This is a genomic window from Rothia sp. 32237D007AR, from assembly GCF_053544675.1.
The window spans coordinates 217,322-237,879 of record NZ_JBPPUO010000002.1 but is presented as its reverse complement, the minus strand read 5'-3'; the positions used below and the strand labels follow the sequence as shown (position 1 = coordinate 237,879).

Below are 20,558 nucleotides of genomic sequence, written 5' to 3'. Positions count from 1 at the left end.
GATTTCTAAAAAAGGACCGCATAATATGCGGTCCTTTTTTAGAAATCAGGTCCCCTTAGCTCAGGCGAGCAGGTAAGCGGGTGCTAGCCTGGGTGCATGACCCTTCCTCACGCCCACGGTTCCTTCGCCAACCTGCCCACTGACCGCACCCTGATCATGGGGATTCTCAACGTCACCCCCGACTCCTTCTTCGACGGTGGCTTGCACGCGGACGCCGCCACGGCAGTTGCACACGCCAAGACCCTGGTTGCCCAGGGGGCAGACATTATTGATGTGGGCGGCGAATCAACCCGCCCCGGGGCTACCCGCGTTGACCTGGCTGAGGAACAGCGCCGCGTCCTGCCCGTCATAGAAGCTTTAGCTACTGAAAATATCGTCATGTCGGTTGATACCCTCAACCCCGAAACCGCCCGCGCCGCCGTGGCAGCTGGAGCCCACATCATCAACGACGTTGCCGGCATGAGCCTGCGCGAAGACATGATTGAGACTGTTGCTGAGCTGGGCGTGCCCTACATTCTCATGCACTCGCGCGGTACCTCCATCACCATGGACTCCCAGGCCGTCTACACCGATGTTGCCGGTGAGGTCTTTAGCGAGCTCTTTACCCTGCGCGAGCGACTGCTTGCCGGGGGAGTGGCACCCGAGCAGATTATTCTTGACCCCGGCCCCGGCTTTGCTAAGCAGGGGGAACAAAACTGGCAGATTCTGGCGGGCCTGCAGACCCTGGCCGACGAGGGGCACCGGGTGCTGGTGGCTGGTTCCCGCAAACGCTTTATCGCCCGGCTTTTACAGGAGCAGGACGCCGCAGCCTCCGGCCTGCCGGCAGAGCAGGTTACTGAGCGCCCGGCTACTGAACGGGATGTTGCCAGCGCAGCCCTTTCGGTGATGGCAGCTGAGGCAGGAGCCTGGGCCGTGCGCGTCCATAATGTGCAGGCGACCGCCGATGCCCTGGCCGTGCGCGCAGCCTGGCGGCGAGCGTCCGCTCTCTCAAACTAGGTGGCGCAGGTAGCCATGAAACAGAAGCGTCATAAATGAAAATGTCTTTGTGACTTTAAGCGCTTTAGAGGTGGTGCTTTAGACCCGCTTAAGTACTATCCTTCCCAGCAAATACCCGGGTGAGACTATCTTTAGGCATGTCGAAGGGCACACATAACGGTCACTAACGGTTGCCCCCGCTGCGTGGATAATGGCTACAAAGCACCGGCGCTTCAACTCTGAACTGCCACCGGTGACCAGACTCGGTGAAAGGTGACCATGCACGATCACAGCTCATCGGCAGATACGCGAGACTACTCGCGCGCTGACCGCATAACGCTCACAGGTGTGGGTAGCGTGGGCTACCACGGGGTGCTCGACTCTGAAAAGCAGACCGGCCAGCCCTTCTTCGTCGATATCACCATGTTCACCGACTTTACCCGGGCCGCTGCCACCGACGATGTGGCGCACACCGTCAACTACGCCGAAGTAGCTGAGGTCATCCGCGAAATCGTCACTGGTGAATCCCTGGACCTCATTGAAACCCTGGCTGAGCGTATCGCTACCGCTGTGCTTGAGAAGTTCCCCCTGCTGGCGGTTGAGCTGACCGTACATAAGCCCAAGGCCCCTATCGAGGTGACCTTCGCCGATGTGTCGGTGACGATTTTTAGGGAGAAGCATGCCGGTTAAAGCCATTCTTGCCCTGGGCTCTAACCTGGGCAATAGCGAAGACACCCTGATTAAGGCAATTGGCGATATCTGCTCCCACGAGAAAATCGCGGTGACCAAGATTTCCCCCATCGCTATCACAGCTCCCGTGGGCGGCCCTGCCGGCCAGCCCGACTACGCCAACATGGTGGTTGAGATTGAGACCAGCCTTCGCCCCTTCCTGCTACTGGAATACACCCAGCAGATTGAGCAGAAGCACCACCGCACCCGCGACGTCCGCTGGGGCCCGCGTACCCTGGATATCGACATCATCGATATCGCCTCACTTGAGATGGACGACCCCGACCTCACCCTGCCCCACCCGCGCGCCGCTGAACGCGCCTTTGTGCTGGAGCCCTGGGCCCGCATGGACCCCTCAGCCCTGCTCCTCGGCTCATCGGTACGCCAGCTGGCAGATGACGCAGCGGACGCCGGTGGCATCCGCGAGTTCCACCCCGCACCGGTGGTCTGCGCGTGAAACTGCGAAGCCGGGCTCTTGCCCTCTTAGCGGGTGTAGGTGTTGCAAGCGGGGCGGTCCTCAACCTCCTGAGCGTTCAGTCAGGCGGCCCCGAGCTGTCCCTGCCCGCTCTCACCCTGGTTGCTGCCCTCATCCTGGCAGGTCTGGCCCTCTACTTTGCCCGGCAGGTCTACCGGTATAGCCGGGTTGAGACCCGTAAGAACGCCGGTTCCATGAACCCCCTCATGGCCGCCCGGGTTGCTGTCTTCGCCCAGGCCCTGGCCCTCACCGGCGCCCTGGTCGGTGGCTGGCAGGTAGCGATTGTGGTCTACCAGGTGGGGCTGGCGTCCGCCCGTGCTACCGCCCAACCCCTCATCGAGAGCCTGCTTGCCCTCGCTGGCGGCCTGGTGATGCTGGTTGCCGGTATCGTCGCCGAGAACTGGTGCAAGGTGCCTCCGGGGGATGAGGACGCCGGTGGTGGGGTCGGCGGGGTCAGCCCGCAGACCGACCCCCTGGCCCGTACTAAGCCGGACGCCTCGTCCTAAGGTAGCGTCAGGTTTAGCTTTCTCACCTTCGTGCCATAATGGTGTAGACCACACCCTGACATGTATACGTAACGAGAGAGCACCATGAACGAGCCGCAATTTACACCTACCCTGCCCCCGCTCGACCTTGATGGCCTGGGCAAGCAGACCATAGATTTGCCCGAGGTCAGCTGGAAGCGGGTCTCACCCAAGTACGTTCGGGTTAAGCTCATCACCTCTCTCATCTGGTCCCTTATTCTGCTGGGAGTGGCGTCCCTACCGCTTATCATGACGCTTGTGGTGGAGAGCTGGAACTGGGCACCCTGGGCCTACTGGGGCCTACCTGCCCTGGTACTCATCTGGCGACTGTGGGTGCTAATACTGGTCAAGCGTCGGGTGCAGGCTATCGGCTACAGTGAACGCGCTGACCACCTGCTCAAGCGCTCCGGCCTGCTCTTCCGTTCGCTCACCGCTGTGCCCTACGGGCGAATCCAGTACGTCGATGTGTCCTCTGGGCCGCTCGAAAATGCGCTCTCACTGGCCAGCGTCGAGGTAAAAACCGCGGCCAACAGCATCACCATTCCGGGCCTGGCCAAGAGCGATGCTGACCAGCTGCGCGAGGTTCTCACCGACCTGTCGGACGCCAGAATGGCAGGCCTCTAAATGAGCGAACAGGTACCCACCTCAGAATCCCCGGCGGTTTCCACCGATATCACCGCCCACGAAGAAGCCGCCCTCACCTGGCGTCGTGCCCACCCGCTCTCACCCCTGGTGAGGGCCTGGCTGATTATCGTCGTGTTCGTCTATACCATTGCTAACAACCTGGTCGACGACCTCTTCACCGGGGAAGAGCCCCTTGACCTGCGCGAACTCGGGCAGAGCGGCCCGCCAGACACCATCTTCCTCTCCTGGACGAGCATCTTCGGGGGCTTCTGGTTCCTGGGAGTGCTGGCCGTCTTCTTCCTGCTCTTGCTGCTGCCCTTCCTCTCAACCTGGTTCTTTTACCGGTTTGCGGTCGATAACCACAACGTCTATATCAAGAGCGGCATGCTCTTCAAAACCGAGCGCAAGGCCCGGCTGGACCGCGTGCAGTCTATCGACGTCAACCGCCCCCTGATGGCTCGCCTGCTGGGCCTGGCAGAGCTTAAATTCGACGTGGCAGACGGCGATTCTTCTGCCCTGCGGGTGCAGTTCCTCAAGTACGCCGATGCCCGTGCCCTGCGCGAGCAGCTCCTGGGCCAGGTGCGTACCCTTAAAGCTGAGAAGGCAGATTCTTCGGCTGCGGCGTCCGCCCCGGTTGAGCAGCCTGCCCACCGTGATATGGCTGGGCGCTTGGGCAATCACTTGAGCGAGAATTTTCTGGGAGTTAAGGACGCCGGTGAGCAGCTGGTTGTTAAGGTTCCGGTGGGCAGGCTTCTCGGGTCGATGGTGCTGAGTGCAGGCCGGATTCTAGGTTTGCTCTTTTTGCTGGCTGTTGGCGGTTTTAGCCTCCTGTGGGGTGAAGGCCTATCCCTGGGGGCTCTCTTTGCGTCGAATGTGGCGATTATTTTGGCTCTCGTCTCTAGTGCCTGGAAGCGTTTTAATACTGGTTTCAACTTTTCACTGTCTACCAGCCCGGACGGTTTGAAAACCCGGTTTGGTTTTACCGATACCACCACCCAGACCCTACCTGAGGGGCGTATTCAGCGTATTGAGGTGGTGCAGCCGCTACTGTGGCGTATGGCCGGCTGGTACCGGGTTGAAGTGACCTTGTTGGGTAAGGGCGCTGAGCAGGGTGAGTTCGCTGGGGAGCTGCTGCCGGTAGGCACTCTTGATGATGTTTTGCGGGTGCTGCCCCTGGTTCTTCCTGCCCAGCAGGACGGTGGTGTTTCACCTGATCAGCTCCATGCGGGTTTGAACGGGTCGGGCGCTGATTGCGGGTTTACTGTTTCTCCCCGGAGTGCTCGTTTCTTTGATTGGTGGACCTACCGCCGTAACGGTTTTGCGGTAACTCCCTTGCTTTTGCTGGTTCGCGCCGGCCGCTGGGTGCGCCGCCTGTCTTTTGTGCCCCACCGTAAGGTGCAGAGCTTTGAGCTGTCCCAGGGTCCCTTGCAGAAGCGGGCTGGGCTGGCCCACCTCTCCTTGCGGGTTGCTGGGGGAACCCTGTCCACCTCCGTGCATAATGCGGATGCCGAGGTCGCCCGCGCTCTGACCGTCCGCCTGGCCCAGATGGGAGTTGTACTGGCAACGGAATCTGCGGACGCTGGGGCAAATCCAGGAGCGTCTGTTTAGAACCGAGCACCTGCTTCACCCCACTCTTTCTCTCTTTACCCCGAGATAATCTCTAGGGTGAAGAGAGAAAGAATAGGGCTTTAGAGGGGCCGGTAAACTAGCAGGCAGGACGCAGACAGAAAGGGCCCCATGCAGAGCACCCATCACCTCAAGCCCGCCCGCCTGGGCATCGGTGTCATCTCAGCCGGTAAGGTAGGGGCCGTACTCGGTGCAGCCCTGCGCGCCGCCGGCCACCTGATTACCGGCGTCCACGCCGTCTCAGAAGCCTCCCGCACCCGCGCCGAAGCCCTACTGCCGGGCGTCCCCATCTCGACCATTCCCGAGATTATTACCACCAGCGAGGTAGTACTCCTAGCCGTGCCCGATGATGCCCTAGCCGACCTAGTCAAAGGCATCGCCCAAACTGACCGCTGGCGGCCGGGCCAAATCCTGATTCACACCTCCGGGCTCCACGGAACCACAATCCTAGCCCCAGCCACCGCCCAAGGAGCTATCGGCCTGGCCATCCACCCGGCCATGACCTTCACCGGCCTCTCCCTAGACCTGACCCGCCTGACAAACACTAGCTTTGGCGTCACCGGCCCAGCTCCCTTCACCCCCATAGCCCAAGCCCTAGTCGTTGAAATGGGGGCAGAGCCCGTCCTCATAGCCGAAGGCGACAGACCCCTGTACCACGCAGCCCTCTCACACGCCTCTAGCCACCTGATCACCACCACCGGCCAGGCCCTGCAAATCCTGACCTCCATCGGCATTGAAAACCCAGCCCGCTACCTTGAACCCCTCCTCAGAGCCTCCCTCGATAACGCCCTAGCCAACGCCGACAGCGCCCTAACCGGCCCCATCGCCCGCGCAGACGCCCACACCGTAGCCGCCCACGCCCAAACCCTAGCCAGCTACGCACTAGAAGAAAACGCGGACGACATCAAAACCGCCTACCTGGCACTAGCCCGCGCCACCGCCCAGCGCGCCCACAGCCGCGGAGCCCTCACCGATGAGAGCTACCATGCTGTGCTTCAAGCCCTGGCCGGGTAAACTGGGAGGGCGCAAAACACGAAAGGACCCCTCACCACCGTGACGAGTCAAACCCCTATCGCACACACCATCACCGAGCTCGGCAACGAAATGCTCCTGGCCCTCACCGCCGCCAGCCGTCGTCGAGCCACCGGCGAAACCTCCACCACAGCCAAACCCCTCACCGTAGGCTATGTTGCCAGCATGGGAGCCCTCCACGAAGGGCACGCCGCTTTAATTCGCCGTGCCCGCGAACAAAACGATGTAGTAGTGCTCTCCATCTTCGTCAACCCCCTACAATTTGGCCCCAACGAAGACTACGATAACTACCCGCGCACCCTTGAAGCAGACACCGCCCTAGCGACCGAAGCAGGCGCAGACATCATCTTCGCCCCCACCCTCGAAGAAATGTACCCCGACGGCAACCCCAAAATCACCGTCATCTCAGGCAAACTAGGGAACCTCTTTGAAGGTAAAACCCGCCCCGGCCACTTCGACGGGGTGCTCACCGTCATCAACAAGTTCTTCAACATCCTCAAACCCCTGGTAGGGGAGCACACCCTCAAAGCCTACTTCGGGAAAAAGGACGCCCAACAGGTAGCTTTAATCCAGCGCATGGTCAAAGACTTCAACCACGATGTAATCATCAAACCCGTCCCCACCGTACGCGCAGACGACGGACTAGCCCTCTCATCCCGCAACCAGCACCTGAAAGCCGAAGAACGTGAAGCAGGCCTAGTGCTCTCCCGAACCCTAGCAACCCTGCGCGAAAAATACATTACCGGCAGCCTAAGCGCCGAAGATATCGCCCAGGCCCGCACCACCATCGACACCACCGACGGGGTACGCCTGGACTACCTAGAAATTGTCGATGCCGAGACCTTCGAAGCCCCCCAAAGTGACCAAGCACGTGTGCTAGCGCTCGCTGCAGCCTACGTTGGTTCTAACCGTCTCATCGATAACATGGAAATCAACTAAGACCTCTACACCCGACCTAAGAATAGGCACATCATTGACTGAACAGGGCAAGACCCCCGCTGCAACCCCCGCCTCTGACCACGGCGTCTCCGAGCAGATGCAGATTCGCTTAGAGAAGCGAACCAAGCTCCTTGAATCTGGGCGTGAAGCCTACCCGGTAGGCGTCCCCGTCACTCACACCATCACCGAAATCCGTGAAAAGTATGACGGTCAGCTCGAAGCAGACCAGACCACCGGCGATATCGTTGGTGTAGCTGGCCGCGTGGTGTTCGTCCGTAACACCGGTAAGCTCTGCTTTGCCTCCCTCCAGCAGGGCAACGGTACCCGTATCCAGGCCATGATTTCTTTGGCCGGTGCAGGTGAAGAGGCCTTGGCCGACTGGAAGGCCCTGGTTGATTTGGGCGATCATGTCTTTGTTAAGGGCGAGGTTATTTCTTCTCGCCGTGGGGAGCTTTCCATCATGGTGGAACAGTGGCAGATGGTTTCTAAGGCTCTGCGCCCCATGCCCAACCTGCACTCTGACTTGAACGAAGAGACCCGCGTGCGCCAGCGCTACCTTGATTTGATGGTGCGCGATGAGGCCCGCGACCTGGTCATTAAGCGTGCCAAGATTACCCAGACGGTACGCAACGTGCTGAACAATCACGGTTACATTGAGCTAGAAACCCCCATCTTGCAGCTCATTCACGGTGGCGCGGCAGCCCGCCCCTTTGAAACCCACCTGAACGCTTTTGACCAGCCCATGACCTTGCGTATCGCTACTGAGCTTTTCCTCAAGCGTGCCGAGGTGGGCGGCCTGGAACGCGTCTATGAGATTGGCCGTGTTTTCCGCAACGAGGGCGTAGATTCTACGCACAGCCCCGAATTCACCACCCTGGAATGCTACGAGGCCTATGCTGACCAGTTTGTTATGGCTAAGCGTATGCAGGAAATCATTATGGCCTGCGCTGACGCTGTGGGTGTGCACCAGATTGAAACTGAGGCTGGCACCATTGACCTGAGTGGTGAGTGGAAGTGGCTGGGTGTTTACCCTGGTCTTTCTGAGGCGGTGGGTGTTGAGATTACCCTTGCCACCACCGTAGAAGAATTGCGCGCTATTGCGCAGCAGCACGAGGTTGCTTTTGACCCCAAGTGGGACGCTGAGAAGCTGGTCGTGGAGCTCTTTGGGGAAATTGTTGAGCCCACCCTCATTAACCCCACTTTTGTCTACAACTACCCGCCTTCTGCGCAGCCTCTGGCCCGCCAGCACCGCTCTGAAGCTAACCTCATTGAGGCTTGGGATCTCATTATCGGCGGTATGGAGCGAGGCACTGCCTTCTCTGAGCTGATTGACCCCGTTATTCAGCGTGAGCGCCTGACTGAGCAGTCTAAGCTGGCTGCCGGTGGTGATGATGAAGCAATGCAGCTAGATGAGGACTTCCTCCGTGCCCTCGAGTATGGTGCGCCTCCCATGGGTGGCCTGGGCCTGGGTATTGACCGTCTGATCATGCTCTTTACTGGTGTAGGTATTCGCGAAACTATTCTCTTCCCGCTGATGAAGCCTGAAGCTGAGTAAGACGTCCTTACCTTATCTAGCCCGCCTGGCAGTGTGCCAGGCGGGCTTTTCTCTGCAATTTAATGTGGGCTATATAGGGGCTCTTATGTGGGTTATCTGGGGTAGATTGGAGAAAGCATAAACTCTGGAAAGGTAAAGGTGAGATGGAATTTCTGATTGGTTTGGTTCCCTCAATTGGCGCGGGCTTGGTACTTTATTTTATTTTGCGTTGGATGAACCGTGCTGACCGTGCGGAACGCGCTGCACGGCAGGAAACTGAGAAGGACGCTGAAGCCTGGTATTATGCTGTGAAAAACTCGGAAGGAACCCGTGACCCTTTTGGTTCGTCAGAAACTAAATAAAACTCTTCGTGTCCTCTAAAGAGTGATTTATTTCCCTTTTGCGAAAAGAATATGTATTATTTATTTTAGTCATCCAGGGTGACTCACTCGATTACGTGCCCCACAGAAAAGGGTAGAGGCGGATTATCCTCTATATATGTCTTTCTCTGCTCGAAACACGTTTGAGTGCATATTCCCTAAACACCCTCATTCCAAGGAGAAAAATAATGGCTCAGAAGGTCAAGATTATTCTTGAAGACGACATTGACGGCGGCCCCGCAGAAGAAACCGTGCGTTTCGGTCTAGATGGCGGCCAGTTTGAAATTGATCTTTCAAGCGCTAATGCTGCTCGTTTACGTGACGCTCTTCGTCCTTTTGTTTCTAAGGCTCGTCGCGCTCAGGGTGCCCAGCGTACTTCCGGCCGTCCTGCTGGTTCACGCACTACCGTTAAGCGCAACCCCGAAATTGCTGCAATCCGTAAGTGGGCACAGGAAAACGGTCATGAGGTTTCTAGCCGCGGTCGTATCCAGCAGCACATTCAGGACGCCTACTACAAGGCTATGAGCAAAGAAAGCAAATAAATACGTTTCTTGTCTCTTATGAGGGCGGAACTCGCTGAGCGGGTTCCGCCCTCATTGTTTATAGGTGGCAGATACGGTGCATGAAGAGAAGAAATAGCTACTCTTGGGCTGGGGGTTTCCCTTGCTGCGAACACCATTCATTCCGTGGCGAACAGGGCCACGCAGGCTTAGAAACGCGCGTAATCTTTTGGGTAATAGTAAGTTTCCAAGGAGTGTTCAATGTTTGAACGGTTTACCGACCGCGCCCGACGCGTCATCGTGCTTGCCCAAGAAGAAGCACGCATGCTGAACCACAACTACATCGGCACCGAACACGTTTTGCTCGGTCTGATTCATGAGGGCGAAGGTATTGCAGCGCGCGCTCTTGAGTCCCTCGGTGTTAATCTCACCGGCGTACGTGAGCAGGTGCAGGACATTATCGGTTCTGGCCCTCAGGCCTCCAGCGGTCATATTCCTTTTACCCCGCGCGCTAAGAAGGTTCTTGAACTGTCCATGCGTGAGGCTATTCAGCTGAACCATGGTTACATTGGCACTGAGCACATCCTGCTGGGTATGGTGCGGACGAATGAGGGCGTGGGAAACCAGATTTTGACCAAGCTGGGCGCTGAGCCTGCTAAGGTACGCCAGACCGTCATGGATTTGATCTCCGGCTACCCCGGTAATAACAACGGTGAAGGCGGCAAGGAAACCGCCGGTGTTGGTGCGGGTAACTCCCGTGAGGGCACCCCTGCTGGCTCTGCCATTCTTGACCAGTTCGGCCGTAACCTCACCGCTGCGGCGCGTGAGGGCAAGCTTGACCCTGTGATTGGTCGCCATAAGGAGATGGAGCGCGTTATGCAGGTGCTCTCTCGCCGTACCAAGAACAACCCTGTGCTGATTGGCGAGCCCGGTGTGGGTAAGACCGCTGTGGCTGAAGGTTTGGCTCAGGCGATTGTGCACGGGGACGTACCTGAAACCCTCAAGGACAAGCACCTCTACACCCTGGACTTGGGTTCCATGGTGGCAGGTTCACGCTACCGCGGTGACTTTGAAGAGCGCATGAAGAAGGTGCTGAAGGAAATCCGCAACCGCGGTGACATCATCCTTTTCATTGATGAGATTCACACCCTGGTGGGTGCTGGTGCCGCTGAGGGCGCTATCGACGCGGCCTCCATTCTCAAGCCCATGCTGGCCCGCGGCGAACTGCAGACCATTGGTGCGACTACTCTCGATGAGTACCGCAAGAACATTGAAAAGGACCCGGCCCTGGAGCGTCGATTCCAACCTATCCAGGTGGATGAGCCGAGCCCTGAATTGGCTGTTGAAATCCTCAAGGGTCTGCGCGATAAGTACGAGGCTCACCACCGTGTGACCATCTCAGATGAGGCCTTGGAAACCGCCGTTAACCTGGCCCACCGTTACATCTCTGATCGCTTCCTGCCCGATAAGGCTGTTGACCTGGTTGACGAGGCAGGTGCCCGCCTGCGTATTAAGCGTATGACCGCCCCGCCTGAAATCAAGGTGCTTGAAGAGCGCATCGCTAAGCTCAAGGGCGAGAAGGAAGAAGCCATTGCAGCTAACGAGTTCGAGAAGGCAGCTAACCTGCGCGATAAGGAGCAGAAGCTGGTTGCTGAGAAGGACGAGGCTGAGAAGCAGTGGCGGAATGCCGGTGACGCTTTTGGTGAGGTAACCCCTGAGGTTATTGCTGACGTCCTGGCCTTCTCTACCGGTGTTCCGGTCTACAAGATTACTGAGGAAGAATCTGGCCGTCTGCTCAAGATGGAGGAGGAGTTACACAAGCGCGTCATTGGCCAGGAGAACGCTATTAAGGCTCTCTCTCGTTCAATTCGCCGTACCCGTGCCGGTCTTAAGGACCCCAAGCGCCCCGGTGGTTCTTTCATCTTTGCTGGCCCCACTGGTGTGGGTAAGACTGAGCTGGCTAAGGCCTTGGCTGAGTTCCTCTTTGGTGATGAGGACGCCCTTATCACTCTGGATATGTCGGAGTACCAGGAGAAGCACACCGTTTCTCGTCTCTTCGGTGCCCCTCCCGGCTATGTGGGCTACGAGGAGGGTGGCCAGCTGACTGAGAAGGTACGCCGTAAACCTTTCTCTGTGGTGCTCTTTGACGAGGTTGAAAAGGCTCACGCTGATCTCTTCAACTCTCTGCTGCAGATTCTGGAAGATGGACGCTTGACCGACTCCCAGGGCCGCGTGGTGGACTTCAAGAACACCGTCATTATCATGACCACCAACCTGGGCTCGCGCGAAATGGCTCGCCGTGTACCTGTGGGCTTCCAGCAGGTGGGCGATAAGCAGGGTTCTTACGAGCGTATGCAGGGCCGGGTGATGGAGTCTTTGAAGGAGCACTTCCGCCCCGAGTTCCTAAACCGTGTGGATGACATCATCGTCTTCCCCCAGCTTTCTGAGTCTGAGATTTTGCAGATTGTTGACCTCTTTGTTGCCCGCCTGGCTAAGCGCCTGGCCGAGCAGGATATGTCGATTGAGCTGACCGATAAGGCCAAGGCTCTCATGGCAGCTAAGGGCTATGACCCCTCTATGGGTGCCCGCCCGCTGCGCCGGGAGATGCAGCGCAACCTGGAGGACCCGCTCTCTGAGAAGATCCTCTTCGGTGAGATTAAGTCCGGTGAGAAGATCACTGTGGACGTTGAGGGCGAGGGAGACCTGGCTAAGTTCACTTTCTCCTCTGCCCCCTTGGGCGAGCTGGATGCTGAATCGTTCGATAAGGCTTTCGGTAAGGACGAGAAGGAACTTCCCGCTATCCCCGAAGCTGAGGTCGCCAACGAGAATGCTGAACAGCGTGTTGAGGCCGAAGAAGCTGACAAGCGCTAAGCTGCTTCTTTGAAGTTATGCCGCCTGGGGTGCCCTGACAAGGACGCCCCAGGCGGCTTTTTGTTCACAAATATATTTTGTTCACATCTTGTGAATATATGGAGAGTGTGAACTTGCGGGAGACTAAGGAGCTATTCGATGAGCGTGAAAGGATGGTCTACGCATTCTGTGATGGAGTCTGTGCGGCTGAGGAGTCATAATCTACTGTTTGTGATGCTGCTGTGATGAGTTGGCGAAGATGTAACCAAAGCTTGACCAAGTTTTCAGCTTGTACCCAGCTCTTTAAGGCTTGCGCCTAAGGCTGGCTTGCCATACTTAAGTCATACGGTTCGACAGAGCCTCTGAAGCGACAAAACACCAAATTTGGTGGGTTGCTTTAGGACAAGAAGACTCTTGTGTGTATGTGTGTGTAATGATATAAATCAGCTCCCGCACCGATATTGGTGTTCGGGGGCTGATTTATTTTAAGTTCTATGGTGTAAGCGCCGGTGTCTCTTATCTGGCTTTGGCCCTGGGCGAGCCGGGCAGTAGCCTTGAAGCATGACTGAATTGACCGTCCGCCCCGCCACCGTGCACGATGTGCCCGCTATCCAGGGGCTGGTGCGCCCTCTCGCCCTTGAAGGGGTTTTGCTTGATAAAGAGGCTGTAGCCTATTACGAAGCTATCCAGGAATTCCTTATCGTTGAGGACGCCGCCGGGCAGGTGCTCGGTTGTGGGGCCCTGCACGTTATGTGGCAGAATATCGCAGAAATTAGGACGCTGGCGTCCGCCCCAGCAGCGCGGGGGCAGGGAGTGGGGCACACCCTGGTGACTGCCCTGGTGGAGCGTGCCCGGCGGCTTGGGGTGGCCAGCGTATTCTGCCTGACCTTTGAAGTGGATTTCTTTAAGCGGCAGGGCTTTAGGGTGATGGAGAATCAGGACCAGATTGATTCGGAGACTTTTATGGAGCTTCTACGGTCCCATGATGAGGGCGTGGCGGAGTTCCTTGATCTTGCCCGGGTTAAGCCCAATACGCTGGGCAATACCCGAATGATTCTAGAAATTGAGCGGCCCTAAAAGACAGTTAGAGGCTGATACGGTTGCCGTCTACAGGCTGGGCTAGGCCGTCCGCTAGGAGCCCTGAGAGGCAGCGTTCTATCTGCTCCTGTGGGGGAGTGAGTGCCTGTAGCTTAGCCACGGCAGGAACCAGCCCTTCGGGGAAGATGATATCTGCCCGCCCTGCACTGGTTAGAAGCTCCACTGGTACCGGCTCTTGGGCGGCCCGGAGCACACCCATCATGGCTCCTCGTAGCTGCCGGTCTGTACCGGCCCAGGCCTGGCCCTTGGGCACGTAGTCAGCGTCGGGGCGTCCTGCTGCAACCCAGGCGCAAGATTCCATGACCGGGCAGCTCTCACAGCGGGGAGTTCTCGCTGTGCAGATGAGGGCACCTAGCTCCATGACCGAGACATTCCAGAGGCAGGACGCCGCCAGGTCAGCAGGCATGAGCTCTTCAGCCAGGCGGGTCTCGGCTGCTGTGAGGGCCTTGGAAGGCAGGGCTTTACCTGAGATGAGGCGGGCGTGCACCCGGCGGATATTTGTGTCAATGACTGTGGCTCTAGCTCCGAAGGCAAACACAGATATAGCTGCTGCGGTATATGAGCCCACACCGGGTAAAGCCAGCAGGTCCTCGTAGCTACCAGGCACCTGCCCATCGTGGCGCTCTACGATAGCTTGCGCTGCTGCATGAAGTCGAAGAGCCCGGCGGGGGTAGCCCAGTCGGCCCCAGGCGCGCACAGCCTCACCCGGTTCTTCAGCCGCTAAATCAGCGGGTGAGGGCCAGCGTTCTAGCCAGGTTTCCCAGACTGGCAGAACCCGCTTGACCGGGGTCTGCTGGAGCATAAACTCGCTGATCATCACCTCCCAGGGGATGTTGTTCCCGGTGCGCCAGGGCAGATCTCGGCGGTTCTCTAAGTACCACCCGTTAATTCTGGTGTGCAGGTTCTCGAGCTCTTGCGGAACGAGCTGGCTCAGCGGCAAAGTAAAAGACACCCCAACACTCTAAAACAGGTCTCTTCATGAGGGCGAATAGGGTGAGAAAGTTCCGCAGATGGCATAGAAAAAAGGTACTCTAGATGTATGTCTGAAAACGTTGATTCACAGGTGGAAGAAGTCTCGCCCGAGGTTTACCGCCGCCGCCGTATTGTTGCCCTGCTCGTTCTGGTCCTTGCCCTGCTTCTCATTATCGGCCTCATCAGCTGGTTAGCAGGTCGCGGTAATAACACTGATACCGCCACCGCCACCGCAAGTACCTCCGCTAGCGTTGAAGCTTTCAGCGACTTTAGTCAGCGTGCCACTGAATCAGCAGCCCCCTCAGAAAGCGCTCAGCCCAGTGAGTCTGCAAGCGCCAGCGAATCAGCAGAACCTAGCGCTGAGCCCACCCCCAGCGAGAGCACCCTAGCTACCGTTTCTGCTGAACCTACTGAATCAGCTGAACCCACTCCGTCCGCATCTGCCACAGAGCAGGCTCTTGTAACTGCCTGCACTGCCGCAGACCTCCAGGTGAACCTGACTGCTGACCGCACCAGCTACGCAGCAGGCCAGAACCCTGCCCTTGCGGTCACCTACACCAACACCTCAGGTAACCCCTGCATCGTGACCGGTGGCGCTAACAACGTAGACGTCAACATTACTTCCGGTCCCGCTCAGGTTTACAACTACGCCCAGTGCAACGCCAACCCCGTTGCTGATGCTGAGGTTGCAGCCGGAGCTACCAACACTACTGCCCTGACCTGGAACCGTTCACTGAATGCCCTAGGCTGCAACAGTGCAGCTACTATTAAGCCCGGCCACTACTGGGCAACTGCAACCGTCAACGGTGTGCCTTCAAAGCCCGTCCGTATTGTTGTTACCGGCTAGGAAGCTCTAACCTCCCAGACCGTTTTGACACGCCCCGGCCCGCAGTATATGCGTGCCGGGGCGGTGCCGTCCTGGGGCTTTGGTGCACTAAAATTGGTGGTGTGCTAACGGTTTATAGTGAATCCCTGCTGAAGACAATCGCCCAGATTGCTCCTGGTACTGAACTGCGTGAGGGCTTAGAGCGCATCCTGCGCGGCCGTACAGGTGCGCTGATTGTGTTGGGTAGCGATAAGACTGTAGGGCAGATATCATCGGGTGGATTTGTTATCAATACCGAATTCTCGGCCACTAGGGTGCGGGAGCTCGCTAAGATGGACGGCGCTATCGTCTGCGATAAGGACGCCTCCACCCTGCTAGCTGCCGGGGTTCAGCTCCTACCTGACCCGTCGATTGAAACCAACGAATCAGGCACCCGCCACCGCACCGCAGAGCGTGTTGCCCAACAAACCGGCTTCCCCGTGATCGCGGTCAGCGCCTCTATGTCCCTAATTTCTGTCTATACCGAGGGGATTCGCTACACGGTTGAAGATACCCAGTCTTTGATGAGCCGCGCTAACCAGGCTATCCGCACCCTTGACAGCTACACTGAGCGCCTAGAGCAGGTACTTCACCAGCTTTCTTATCTCGAACTTGAAGCTGGTGTAACCTTGCGTGATGTGGCGAGCACCTTACAGCGCATGGAGATGGTCCGTAGGATCACCGTCGAGGCAGGCCACTATGTGGTGGAGTTAGGGAGCGTGGGCCGTCTGGTTGCTCTTCAGCTTGAAGAACTCACCACCCGTAATCTGCCTGCTACCTGGCTGGTGCTGCGCGATTACCTACCAATAGATACCATGCCTGAAGAACTTCAAGCTGCTGTTGATGCGTTGACTCAGCTCGATGATAAGGAAATTGTTGACCCTCTAACTATTGCCCGCACCGTTGGCCTGGGGGAAGAGTTAGATGCCCCCTTGCACCCGCACGGGCACCGTCTTCTTGCCGGGATTAAATCTATGCCGGGTGCGGTTGCTGACCGTCTGGTTGATCGTTTCGACGGTTTGCAGTCGCTGATGGCAGCTAGCCTTGATGATTTGCGGGCTGTTGAAGGTATTGGTGAGCAGCGTGCTCGGGTGATTCGAGAGTCCCTCTCGCGTATGGCTGAAAGTTCGCTCCTAGGCCGATTTATGTAGCCTTCAGCTAGAGGCAAGTAGGGTGCGGTGCTTAAAGTGTCAGCCACCGGCCTTATGCTGTTGGTATGGCTACCCGTAAAACACCCCGCTCGCGCTCCGCTAACGCCTACCGCTGTACCGAATGCGGCTGGACCACCGCTAAATGGGTGGGCCGGTGCGGTGAATGCCAGTCCTGGGGCACTGTAGAAGAAGCAGTTGGCCCGGTTGCCGCTAAAACTACCGTGGCATCGAGTGTGCAAACCCCTGCCCAGCCCATTGGTCGGGTTGATTCCACGGTGGCGCAATATATGAGCACCTGCAACCCAGAATTTGATCGTGTCTTGGGGGGTGGCCTGGTGCCTGGTGCGGTCATTTTGATGGCCGGTGAACCCGGTGTCGGTAAGTCCACTCTACTTCTTGATGTGGCTGCCACCTTTGCCCGTGGTGAGTCTACGGGTGCAGCCCATAACGTCCTGTATGTGACCGGTGAAGAGTCAGCGGCCCAGGTGAAGCTCCGCGCTGACCGTATTGGGGCTCTTGCCGAGACTCTCTACCTCACCAGCGAAACCGATCTGGGCACCGCCCTGGCTCACATTGAGCAGGTTAACCCCGATTTGCTGATTGTGGACTCCGTACAAACCCTAGCCTCTTCTGAGGTTGAGGGTAGCGCCGGTGGCGTCACCCAGGTGAGAGAAGTTGCAGCCTCAATTATTGCCGCCGCTAAGCGTCGCAACATGTGCACGCTACTGGTGGGGCACGTGACCAAGGAAGGCACTATCGCAGGCCCCCGTCTGCTGGAACACCTGGTTGATGTGGTCTGCCAGTTTGAAGGTGATAAGCACACCCCTATCCGTATGCTGCGGGCTATCAAGAACCGCTTTGGCCCTACCGATGAGGTGGGCTGTTTCGATATGCATGAGGACGGCATCGCCCCGGTCACTGACCCCTCTGGGCTTTTTGTCTCCCGCACACCTCACCCGGTGTCGGGCACCTGCGTCACTGTCACCATGGAGGGGCGCCGCCCCCTGCTGGCAGAGGTGCAAACTCTTCTTGATACCAGCACCACCCCACAGCCTCGCCGGACCACCAGCGGGCTAGATAGCTCTCGTATCGCCATGCTACTAGCTGTTTTACAGAAGCGCGCAGGCTTTAACGTGGGCAAACTGGACTGCTACATCTCAACCGTTGGCGGGGCTAAAATTTCTGAACCGTCTGCTGACCTGGCCTGCGTCATCGCCCTGGCCTCCGCCGCCCAAGACAAGCCCTTACCTCGTAAACTGGCGGTCTTTGGTGAGGTTGGTCTAGCCGGTGAGGTGCGCGCTGTGCCTGGTATCCGCCGGCGTATTGCTGAGGTGGGGCGCCTGGGCTTTACCCATGTGATTGTGCCGGCCTCCCCGGCTGGTGTGGGTGAGGTGCCTGCCGGGGTGTCAGTGCGTGAAGTAGCTTCGCTAGGGGAGGCCCTAGCCCTACTCTTCCCGGGCCAGGGCTAGCTAGTCTTATCCTCGTTGAGTTTCTTCTCGATGATCTCCAGCTGGGCAGTGTTAAGAGCCTGCTGTTTTTTCACCCAGGCGGCACTCTCATTGTGAGGGTCCACTGACGCTGCCGGAACTGCGGGCATACTGCGCGGGTCCCTCACAGAGGACTGGCGAAGCTCCCGCAACGGGGCGCGATCCTTGGCACGGAGTACCGTGGTGAGCTGACGGGTATCGTCCCGGTGCTTCTGCTCAGCCTGCTGCCGGTGCGTCTCATGCTGCCCACTGGCCTTAAGGCCAGTATGTATGGGTAGGGCGGTGGTGGCAGGGGCGTGCTCGGTCATCGAATCACCCAAGGGAACCAACATGTCCACTGCCTGCTGGTGGGTCAGGCCAGACGCCTCCAAAAGGTCCACCACCAGGGGGCGGAGCATGAGTACTAGGGCTTCAGCCTCCAAGGTTCGCACACCCATCATGTGCGGCTCAAGACGTCCGGCCAGGTGCGCCAAATCCCGGCGTGCCTTGACCTTCTGCTCGGCGCGGACGTCCGCATCAGCAGCCGACATGCCCTCACCTAGCACCTGTACAGTATCCCCAATATTTTTCAGCGCCTCGGCGATAGAAGTAATAGCTGCCGGGGAAATCTGCACATTGTGAAGAGTGGAGGCCAAGCGGCGGTTGAGCACCCGGGTGTTGCGGATAGCGTAGTCAATCTTGGTTAAGGTCTGGGAGTAACGGTCCAACTCCTTCATGTGGGCCCGCCCCGTCCACGCTAGCTGGGCCATACCCTTCGAGGTAATAATGTCTTTCTCACAGACGTTATAGAGCGGCTGCAGGTGGCGGGCATCGTCCAGAGCCTGCCAGGCCTCTTTATCGTCATAATGCTCCATGGCCTGACCGGCAGCATGAAAGACCGCAGCAAAAGCCCCCATCAAATTTTTAGCATTTTCACGCGGGGTACGACGCGGGTCCTTCGGGAAGAAAAACATGAGCAAGAAAGCGCACAAACCACCCACAATGCCATCGAGACTACGGGCAAAAGCTCCATCAACATTTGGCGGCAATAACACCACCAGGCAAGACTGCAGGCCCATCTGAATTGTAAAAAGAATACCGTTATCCAAAAAACGAGCCAGCATAATAGACAAGAACATCACCAGCCCCGCCTGCCAAATACCCCGGCCCAAAATCAGCATCATGGTATCGCCCATCAAAATCCCCAAGGTCACACCGAAAGAAACCTCAAGGATACGGCGGGCGTGGGTCGCCCCCGTAATGTACCCTAGAGACACAATTGCAGCGGTCGCCGCAAAAATCGGTTCAGTATGCCCCAGCACCTTCTCCGCAAAAAGATAAGCACCAATACCCGAAACCACAATCTGAAGAGACTGAAAAAACCCATCCTTCATACGGCGCCAGCCCTTACGGCTACGCTCCTGGGCATATTTCTCTATGCTCTTAACCTGCTGACCAAAACCCATACCCACCATTCTAGCCCCGCCACTGGGGCCGCCCACCGGCGTTCTCACCCCTAAGTGTGTGCCCCCTGTTCACCCGCCGTTTACCCACTGCTAGCCCACCTGCTACCTAACCCCCCTAAAGTCAAAGACGTTAGACACCATTCCTCGCCTACTCGCTGTCTCACACGAGACAGGGGAGGGCACACAAACTCAAAGGAAATAACCTGTGAAGGCTAAGTCACTCGCTCGTTGGGGCGCACTTGCAGCTGTAGGCGCACTCGCATTCACCGCTTGCGGATCAGATAACGCAACCGGCACCGCCAACTCCTCAGGTGCAGGCAACAACATGGCTTCCCTGCCCTCCACCGCCCTCACTGGCATCGGCGCCTCATCGCAGCAGGCTGCTATCACTGCTTGGGAAACCGGCTTCGCTAACCTGGGCGGCACCGTACAGTACTCACCCGATGGCTCCGGTGCAGGCCGTGAAGCCCTCCTAGCAGGCGGCACCAAGTTCGCTGGCTCAGACCGCCCCCTCAAGGTCGAGGAATGGGAAAAGTCCAAGGCAGTCTGTGGCGACAGTGGCGCAATCAACATCCCCGTCTACATCTCACCTGTAGCTGTAGCATTCAACCTGCCCGGCATCTCATCACTGAACCTAGATGGCGAAACCATCGCCAAGGTCTTCAAGGGCGAAATCACTAACTGGAACGATGCAGCTATCGCCGCGCAGAACCCCGGCGTAGAACTGCCCGACACCAAAATCACCGTAGTACACCGCTCCGATGACTCAGGTACCACCCAGAACTTCACCGACTACCTGGCTGCCGCATCCAACGGCGCCTGGGACGTAGAAGCAGATGGCAACTGGCCCGCCCAGTACGCCGGTGAATCCAACAAGGGCACCTCAGGTGTTGTCTCCACCACCTCATCAACCGAAGGTGCCATCACCTACGCAGACGCCTCAGCCACCGGCAACCTGGGCAAGGTCAACGTCAAGGTTGGCGACTCCTACGTTGAACTCTCCCCCGAGGCCTCAGCTAAGACCGTCGAACTCTCAGAACGCGTAGGCAATATGAACGAGCACGATATGGCCATCAAGATTAACCGTACCCCCACTGAAGCCGACGCCTACCCCGTCGTCCTGGTCTCCTACCACATCGTCTGCTCCGGCTACTCATCAGAAGATGACGTCACCCTGGTCAAGGCCTACGAAAACTACGTAGTTTCAGAACAGGGTCAGAAAGACGCCGCTGAAGCAGCCCACTCAGCCCCCCTGACCAGCGCCCTGACCGCTGACGCTCAGAAGGCTATCGAATCCATCACCGTTACCAAGTAACACCTCGCTCATCAAGGTGCGGCCAGGTTACCCACCC

The 20,558-nt window shown here is 57.9% G+C and carries 19 protein-coding genes; 17 read left to right on the top strand and 2 right to left on the bottom strand.

Annotated elements, in window-relative coordinates:
• Positions 1–96: 96 nt before the first annotated feature.
• The 13 genes from folP (at position 97) to ACED87_RS02625 (ending at position 13,265) form a co-directional block, all read left to right on the top strand.
• On the top strand, positions 97–996 hold the full coding sequence (gene folP, locus ACED87_RS02685; protein WP_449083085.1) for a dihydropteroate synthase: 900 nt from the start codon (positions 97–99) through the stop codon (positions 994–996).
• Positions 997–1,254: 258 nt separating this feature from the next.
• The gene (gene folB / locus ACED87_RS02680; RefSeq protein WP_237196340.1) at positions 1,255–1,665 is read left to right on the top strand and encodes a dihydroneopterin aldolase; all 411 of its coding nucleotides are present in this window, start codon (positions 1,255–1,257) and stop codon (positions 1,663–1,665) included.
• The gene (gene folK / locus ACED87_RS02675) at positions 1,655–2,161 is read left to right on the top strand and encodes a 2-amino-4-hydroxy-6-hydroxymethyldihydropteridine diphosphokinase (RefSeq protein ID WP_449089587.1); all 507 of its coding nucleotides are present in this window, start codon (positions 1,655–1,657) and stop codon (positions 2,159–2,161) included. The genes folB and folK overlap by 11 nt, the downstream gene beginning before the upstream one ends.
• The gene (locus tag ACED87_RS02670) at positions 2,158–2,685 is read left to right on the top strand and encodes a DUF3180 domain-containing protein (protein ID WP_449083091.1); all 528 of its coding nucleotides are present in this window, start codon (positions 2,158–2,160) and stop codon (positions 2,683–2,685) included. Before folK ends, ACED87_RS02670 begins: the two co-directional genes overlap by 4 nt.
• An 84-nt stretch (positions 2,686–2,769) precedes the next feature.
• Complete coding sequence (locus ACED87_RS02665) at positions 2,770–3,327, top strand: PH domain-containing protein (RefSeq protein WP_449083093.1); 558 nt, start codon at positions 2,770–2,772, stop codon at positions 3,325–3,327.
• On the top strand, positions 3,328–4,935 hold the full coding sequence (locus tag ACED87_RS02660) for a PH domain-containing protein (RefSeq protein ID WP_449089586.1): 1,608 nt from the start codon (positions 3,328–3,330) through the stop codon (positions 4,933–4,935). It begins immediately after the preceding gene.
• A 129-nt stretch (positions 4,936–5,064) separates the two neighbouring features.
• A complete protein-coding gene (locus ACED87_RS02655) occupies positions 5,065–5,967 on the top strand; it encodes a Rossmann-like and DUF2520 domain-containing protein (RefSeq protein ID WP_449083096.1) in 903 nt (300 codons plus the stop codon).
• A 90-nt stretch (positions 5,968–6,057) separates the two neighbouring features.
• Entirely contained in the window at positions 6,058–6,924 is an 867-nt protein-coding gene (gene panC / locus ACED87_RS02650) for a pantoate--beta-alanine ligase (RefSeq protein WP_449083244.1), read from the top strand.
• Between the two features lie 97 nt (positions 6,925–7,021).
• Positions 7,022–8,479, top strand: a complete 1,458-nt coding sequence (lysS, locus tag ACED87_RS02645) for a lysine--tRNA ligase (RefSeq protein ID WP_449089595.1) — start codon at positions 7,022–7,024, stop codon at positions 8,477–8,479.
• A gap of 143 nt (positions 8,480–8,622) precedes the next feature.
• On the top strand, positions 8,623–8,820 hold the full coding sequence (locus tag ACED87_RS02640) for a hypothetical protein (protein ID WP_449089585.1): 198 nt from the start codon (positions 8,623–8,625) through the stop codon (positions 8,818–8,820).
• A gap of 206 nt (positions 8,821–9,026) precedes the next feature.
• Complete coding sequence (locus tag ACED87_RS02635) at positions 9,027–9,380, top strand: histone-like nucleoid-structuring protein Lsr2 (protein ID WP_449083099.1); 354 nt, start codon at positions 9,027–9,029, stop codon at positions 9,378–9,380.
• A gap of 219 nt (positions 9,381–9,599) precedes the next feature.
• Positions 9,600–12,209 carry an ATP-dependent Clp protease ATP-binding subunit gene (locus ACED87_RS02630; RefSeq protein WP_449089584.1) on the top strand — a complete coding sequence of 870 codons (2,610 nt, stop codon included), beginning with the start codon at positions 9,600–9,602 and terminating at the stop codon, positions 12,207–12,209.
• 540 nt (positions 12,210–12,749) lie between these two features.
• Positions 12,750–13,265: an amino-acid N-acetyltransferase gene (locus tag ACED87_RS02625; RefSeq protein ID WP_449083103.1), complete on the top strand. Its 516-nt coding sequence runs from the start codon at positions 12,750–12,752 to the stop codon at positions 13,263–13,265.
• A 7-nt stretch (positions 13,266–13,272) separates the two neighbouring features.
• On the opposite strand, the gene ACED87_RS02620 is transcribed toward ACED87_RS02625, so the two are convergent.
• Entirely contained in the window at positions 13,273–14,238 is a 966-nt protein-coding gene (locus ACED87_RS02620; RefSeq protein ID WP_449083105.1) for an A/G-specific adenine glycosylase, read from the bottom strand.
• 87 nt (positions 14,239–14,325) lie between these two features.
• Between ACED87_RS02620 and ACED87_RS02615 the strand changes: the two genes are divergently transcribed.
• The 3 genes from ACED87_RS02615 to radA all read left to right on the top strand — a co-directional run bounded on the left by ACED87_RS02615 (position 14,326) and on the right by radA (position 17,743).
• Positions 14,326–15,105, top strand: a complete 780-nt coding sequence (locus ACED87_RS02615) for a hypothetical protein (protein ID WP_449083107.1) — start codon at positions 14,326–14,328, stop codon at positions 15,103–15,105.
• Positions 15,106–15,206: 101 nt separating this feature from the next.
• Positions 15,207–16,274: a DNA integrity scanning diadenylate cyclase DisA gene (gene disA, locus ACED87_RS02610; RefSeq protein WP_449083108.1), complete on the top strand. Its 1,068-nt coding sequence runs from the start codon at positions 15,207–15,209 to the stop codon at positions 16,272–16,274.
• A gap of 65 nt (positions 16,275–16,339) precedes the next feature.
• The gene (gene radA, locus ACED87_RS02605; RefSeq protein WP_449083110.1) at positions 16,340–17,743 is read left to right on the top strand and encodes a DNA repair protein RadA; all 1,404 of its coding nucleotides are present in this window, start codon (positions 16,340–16,342) and stop codon (positions 17,741–17,743) included.
• Here the strand turns inward: radA and ACED87_RS02600 are convergent.
• On the bottom strand, positions 17,740–19,206 hold the full coding sequence (locus ACED87_RS02600) for an FUSC family protein (RefSeq protein WP_449083112.1): 1,467 nt from the start codon (positions 19,204–19,206) through the stop codon (positions 17,740–17,742). The genes radA and ACED87_RS02600 overlap by 4 nt on opposite strands.
• Positions 19,207–19,411: 205 nt before the next feature.
• Between ACED87_RS02600 and pstS the strand changes: the two genes are divergently transcribed.
• Positions 19,412–20,521, top strand: a complete 1,110-nt coding sequence (gene pstS, locus ACED87_RS02595) for a phosphate ABC transporter substrate-binding protein PstS (RefSeq protein WP_449083114.1) — start codon at positions 19,412–19,414, stop codon at positions 20,519–20,521.
• Positions 20,522–20,558: the final 37 nt, after the last annotated feature.

Coding starts and splice junctions, on each gene's coding strand:
- folP (WP_449083085.1), top strand. CDS start 97: ATGACCCTTCCTCACGCCCACGGTTCCTTCGCCAACCTGCCCACTGAC.
- folB (WP_237196340.1), top strand. CDS start 1,255: ATGCACGATCACAGCTCATCGGCAGATACGCGAGACTACTCGCGCGCT.
- folK (WP_449089587.1), top strand. CDS start 1,655: ATGCCGGTTAAAGCCATTCTTGCCCTGGGCTCTAACCTGGGCAATAGC.
- ACED87_RS02665 (WP_449083093.1), top strand. CDS start 2,770: ATGAACGAGCCGCAATTTACACCTACCCTGCCCCCGCTCGACCTTGAT.
- ACED87_RS02660 (WP_449089586.1), top strand. CDS start 3,328: ATGAGCGAACAGGTACCCACCTCAGAATCCCCGGCGGTTTCCACCGAT.
- ACED87_RS02655 (WP_449083096.1), top strand. CDS start 5,065: ATGCAGAGCACCCATCACCTCAAGCCCGCCCGCCTGGGCATCGGTGTC.
- panC (WP_449083244.1), top strand. CDS start 6,058: ATGCTCCTGGCCCTCACCGCCGCCAGCCGTCGTCGAGCCACCGGCGAA.
- lysS (WP_449089595.1), top strand. CDS start 7,022: ATGCAGATTCGCTTAGAGAAGCGAACCAAGCTCCTTGAATCTGGGCGT.
- ACED87_RS02640 (WP_449089585.1), top strand. CDS start 8,623: ATGGAATTTCTGATTGGTTTGGTTCCCTCAATTGGCGCGGGCTTGGTA.
- ACED87_RS02635 (WP_449083099.1), top strand. CDS start 9,027: ATGGCTCAGAAGGTCAAGATTATTCTTGAAGACGACATTGACGGCGGC.
- ACED87_RS02630 (WP_449089584.1), top strand. CDS start 9,600: ATGTTTGAACGGTTTACCGACCGCGCCCGACGCGTCATCGTGCTTGCC.
- ACED87_RS02625 (WP_449083103.1), top strand. CDS start 12,750: ATGACTGAATTGACCGTCCGCCCCGCCACCGTGCACGATGTGCCCGCT.
- ACED87_RS02615 (WP_449083107.1), top strand. CDS start 14,326: ATGTCTGAAAACGTTGATTCACAGGTGGAAGAAGTCTCGCCCGAGGTT.
- radA (WP_449083110.1), top strand. CDS start 16,340: ATGGCTACCCGTAAAACACCCCGCTCGCGCTCCGCTAACGCCTACCGC.
- ACED87_RS02600 (WP_449083112.1), bottom strand. CDS start 19,206: ATGGGTTTTGGTCAGCAGGTTAAGAGCATAGAGAAATATGCCCAGGAG.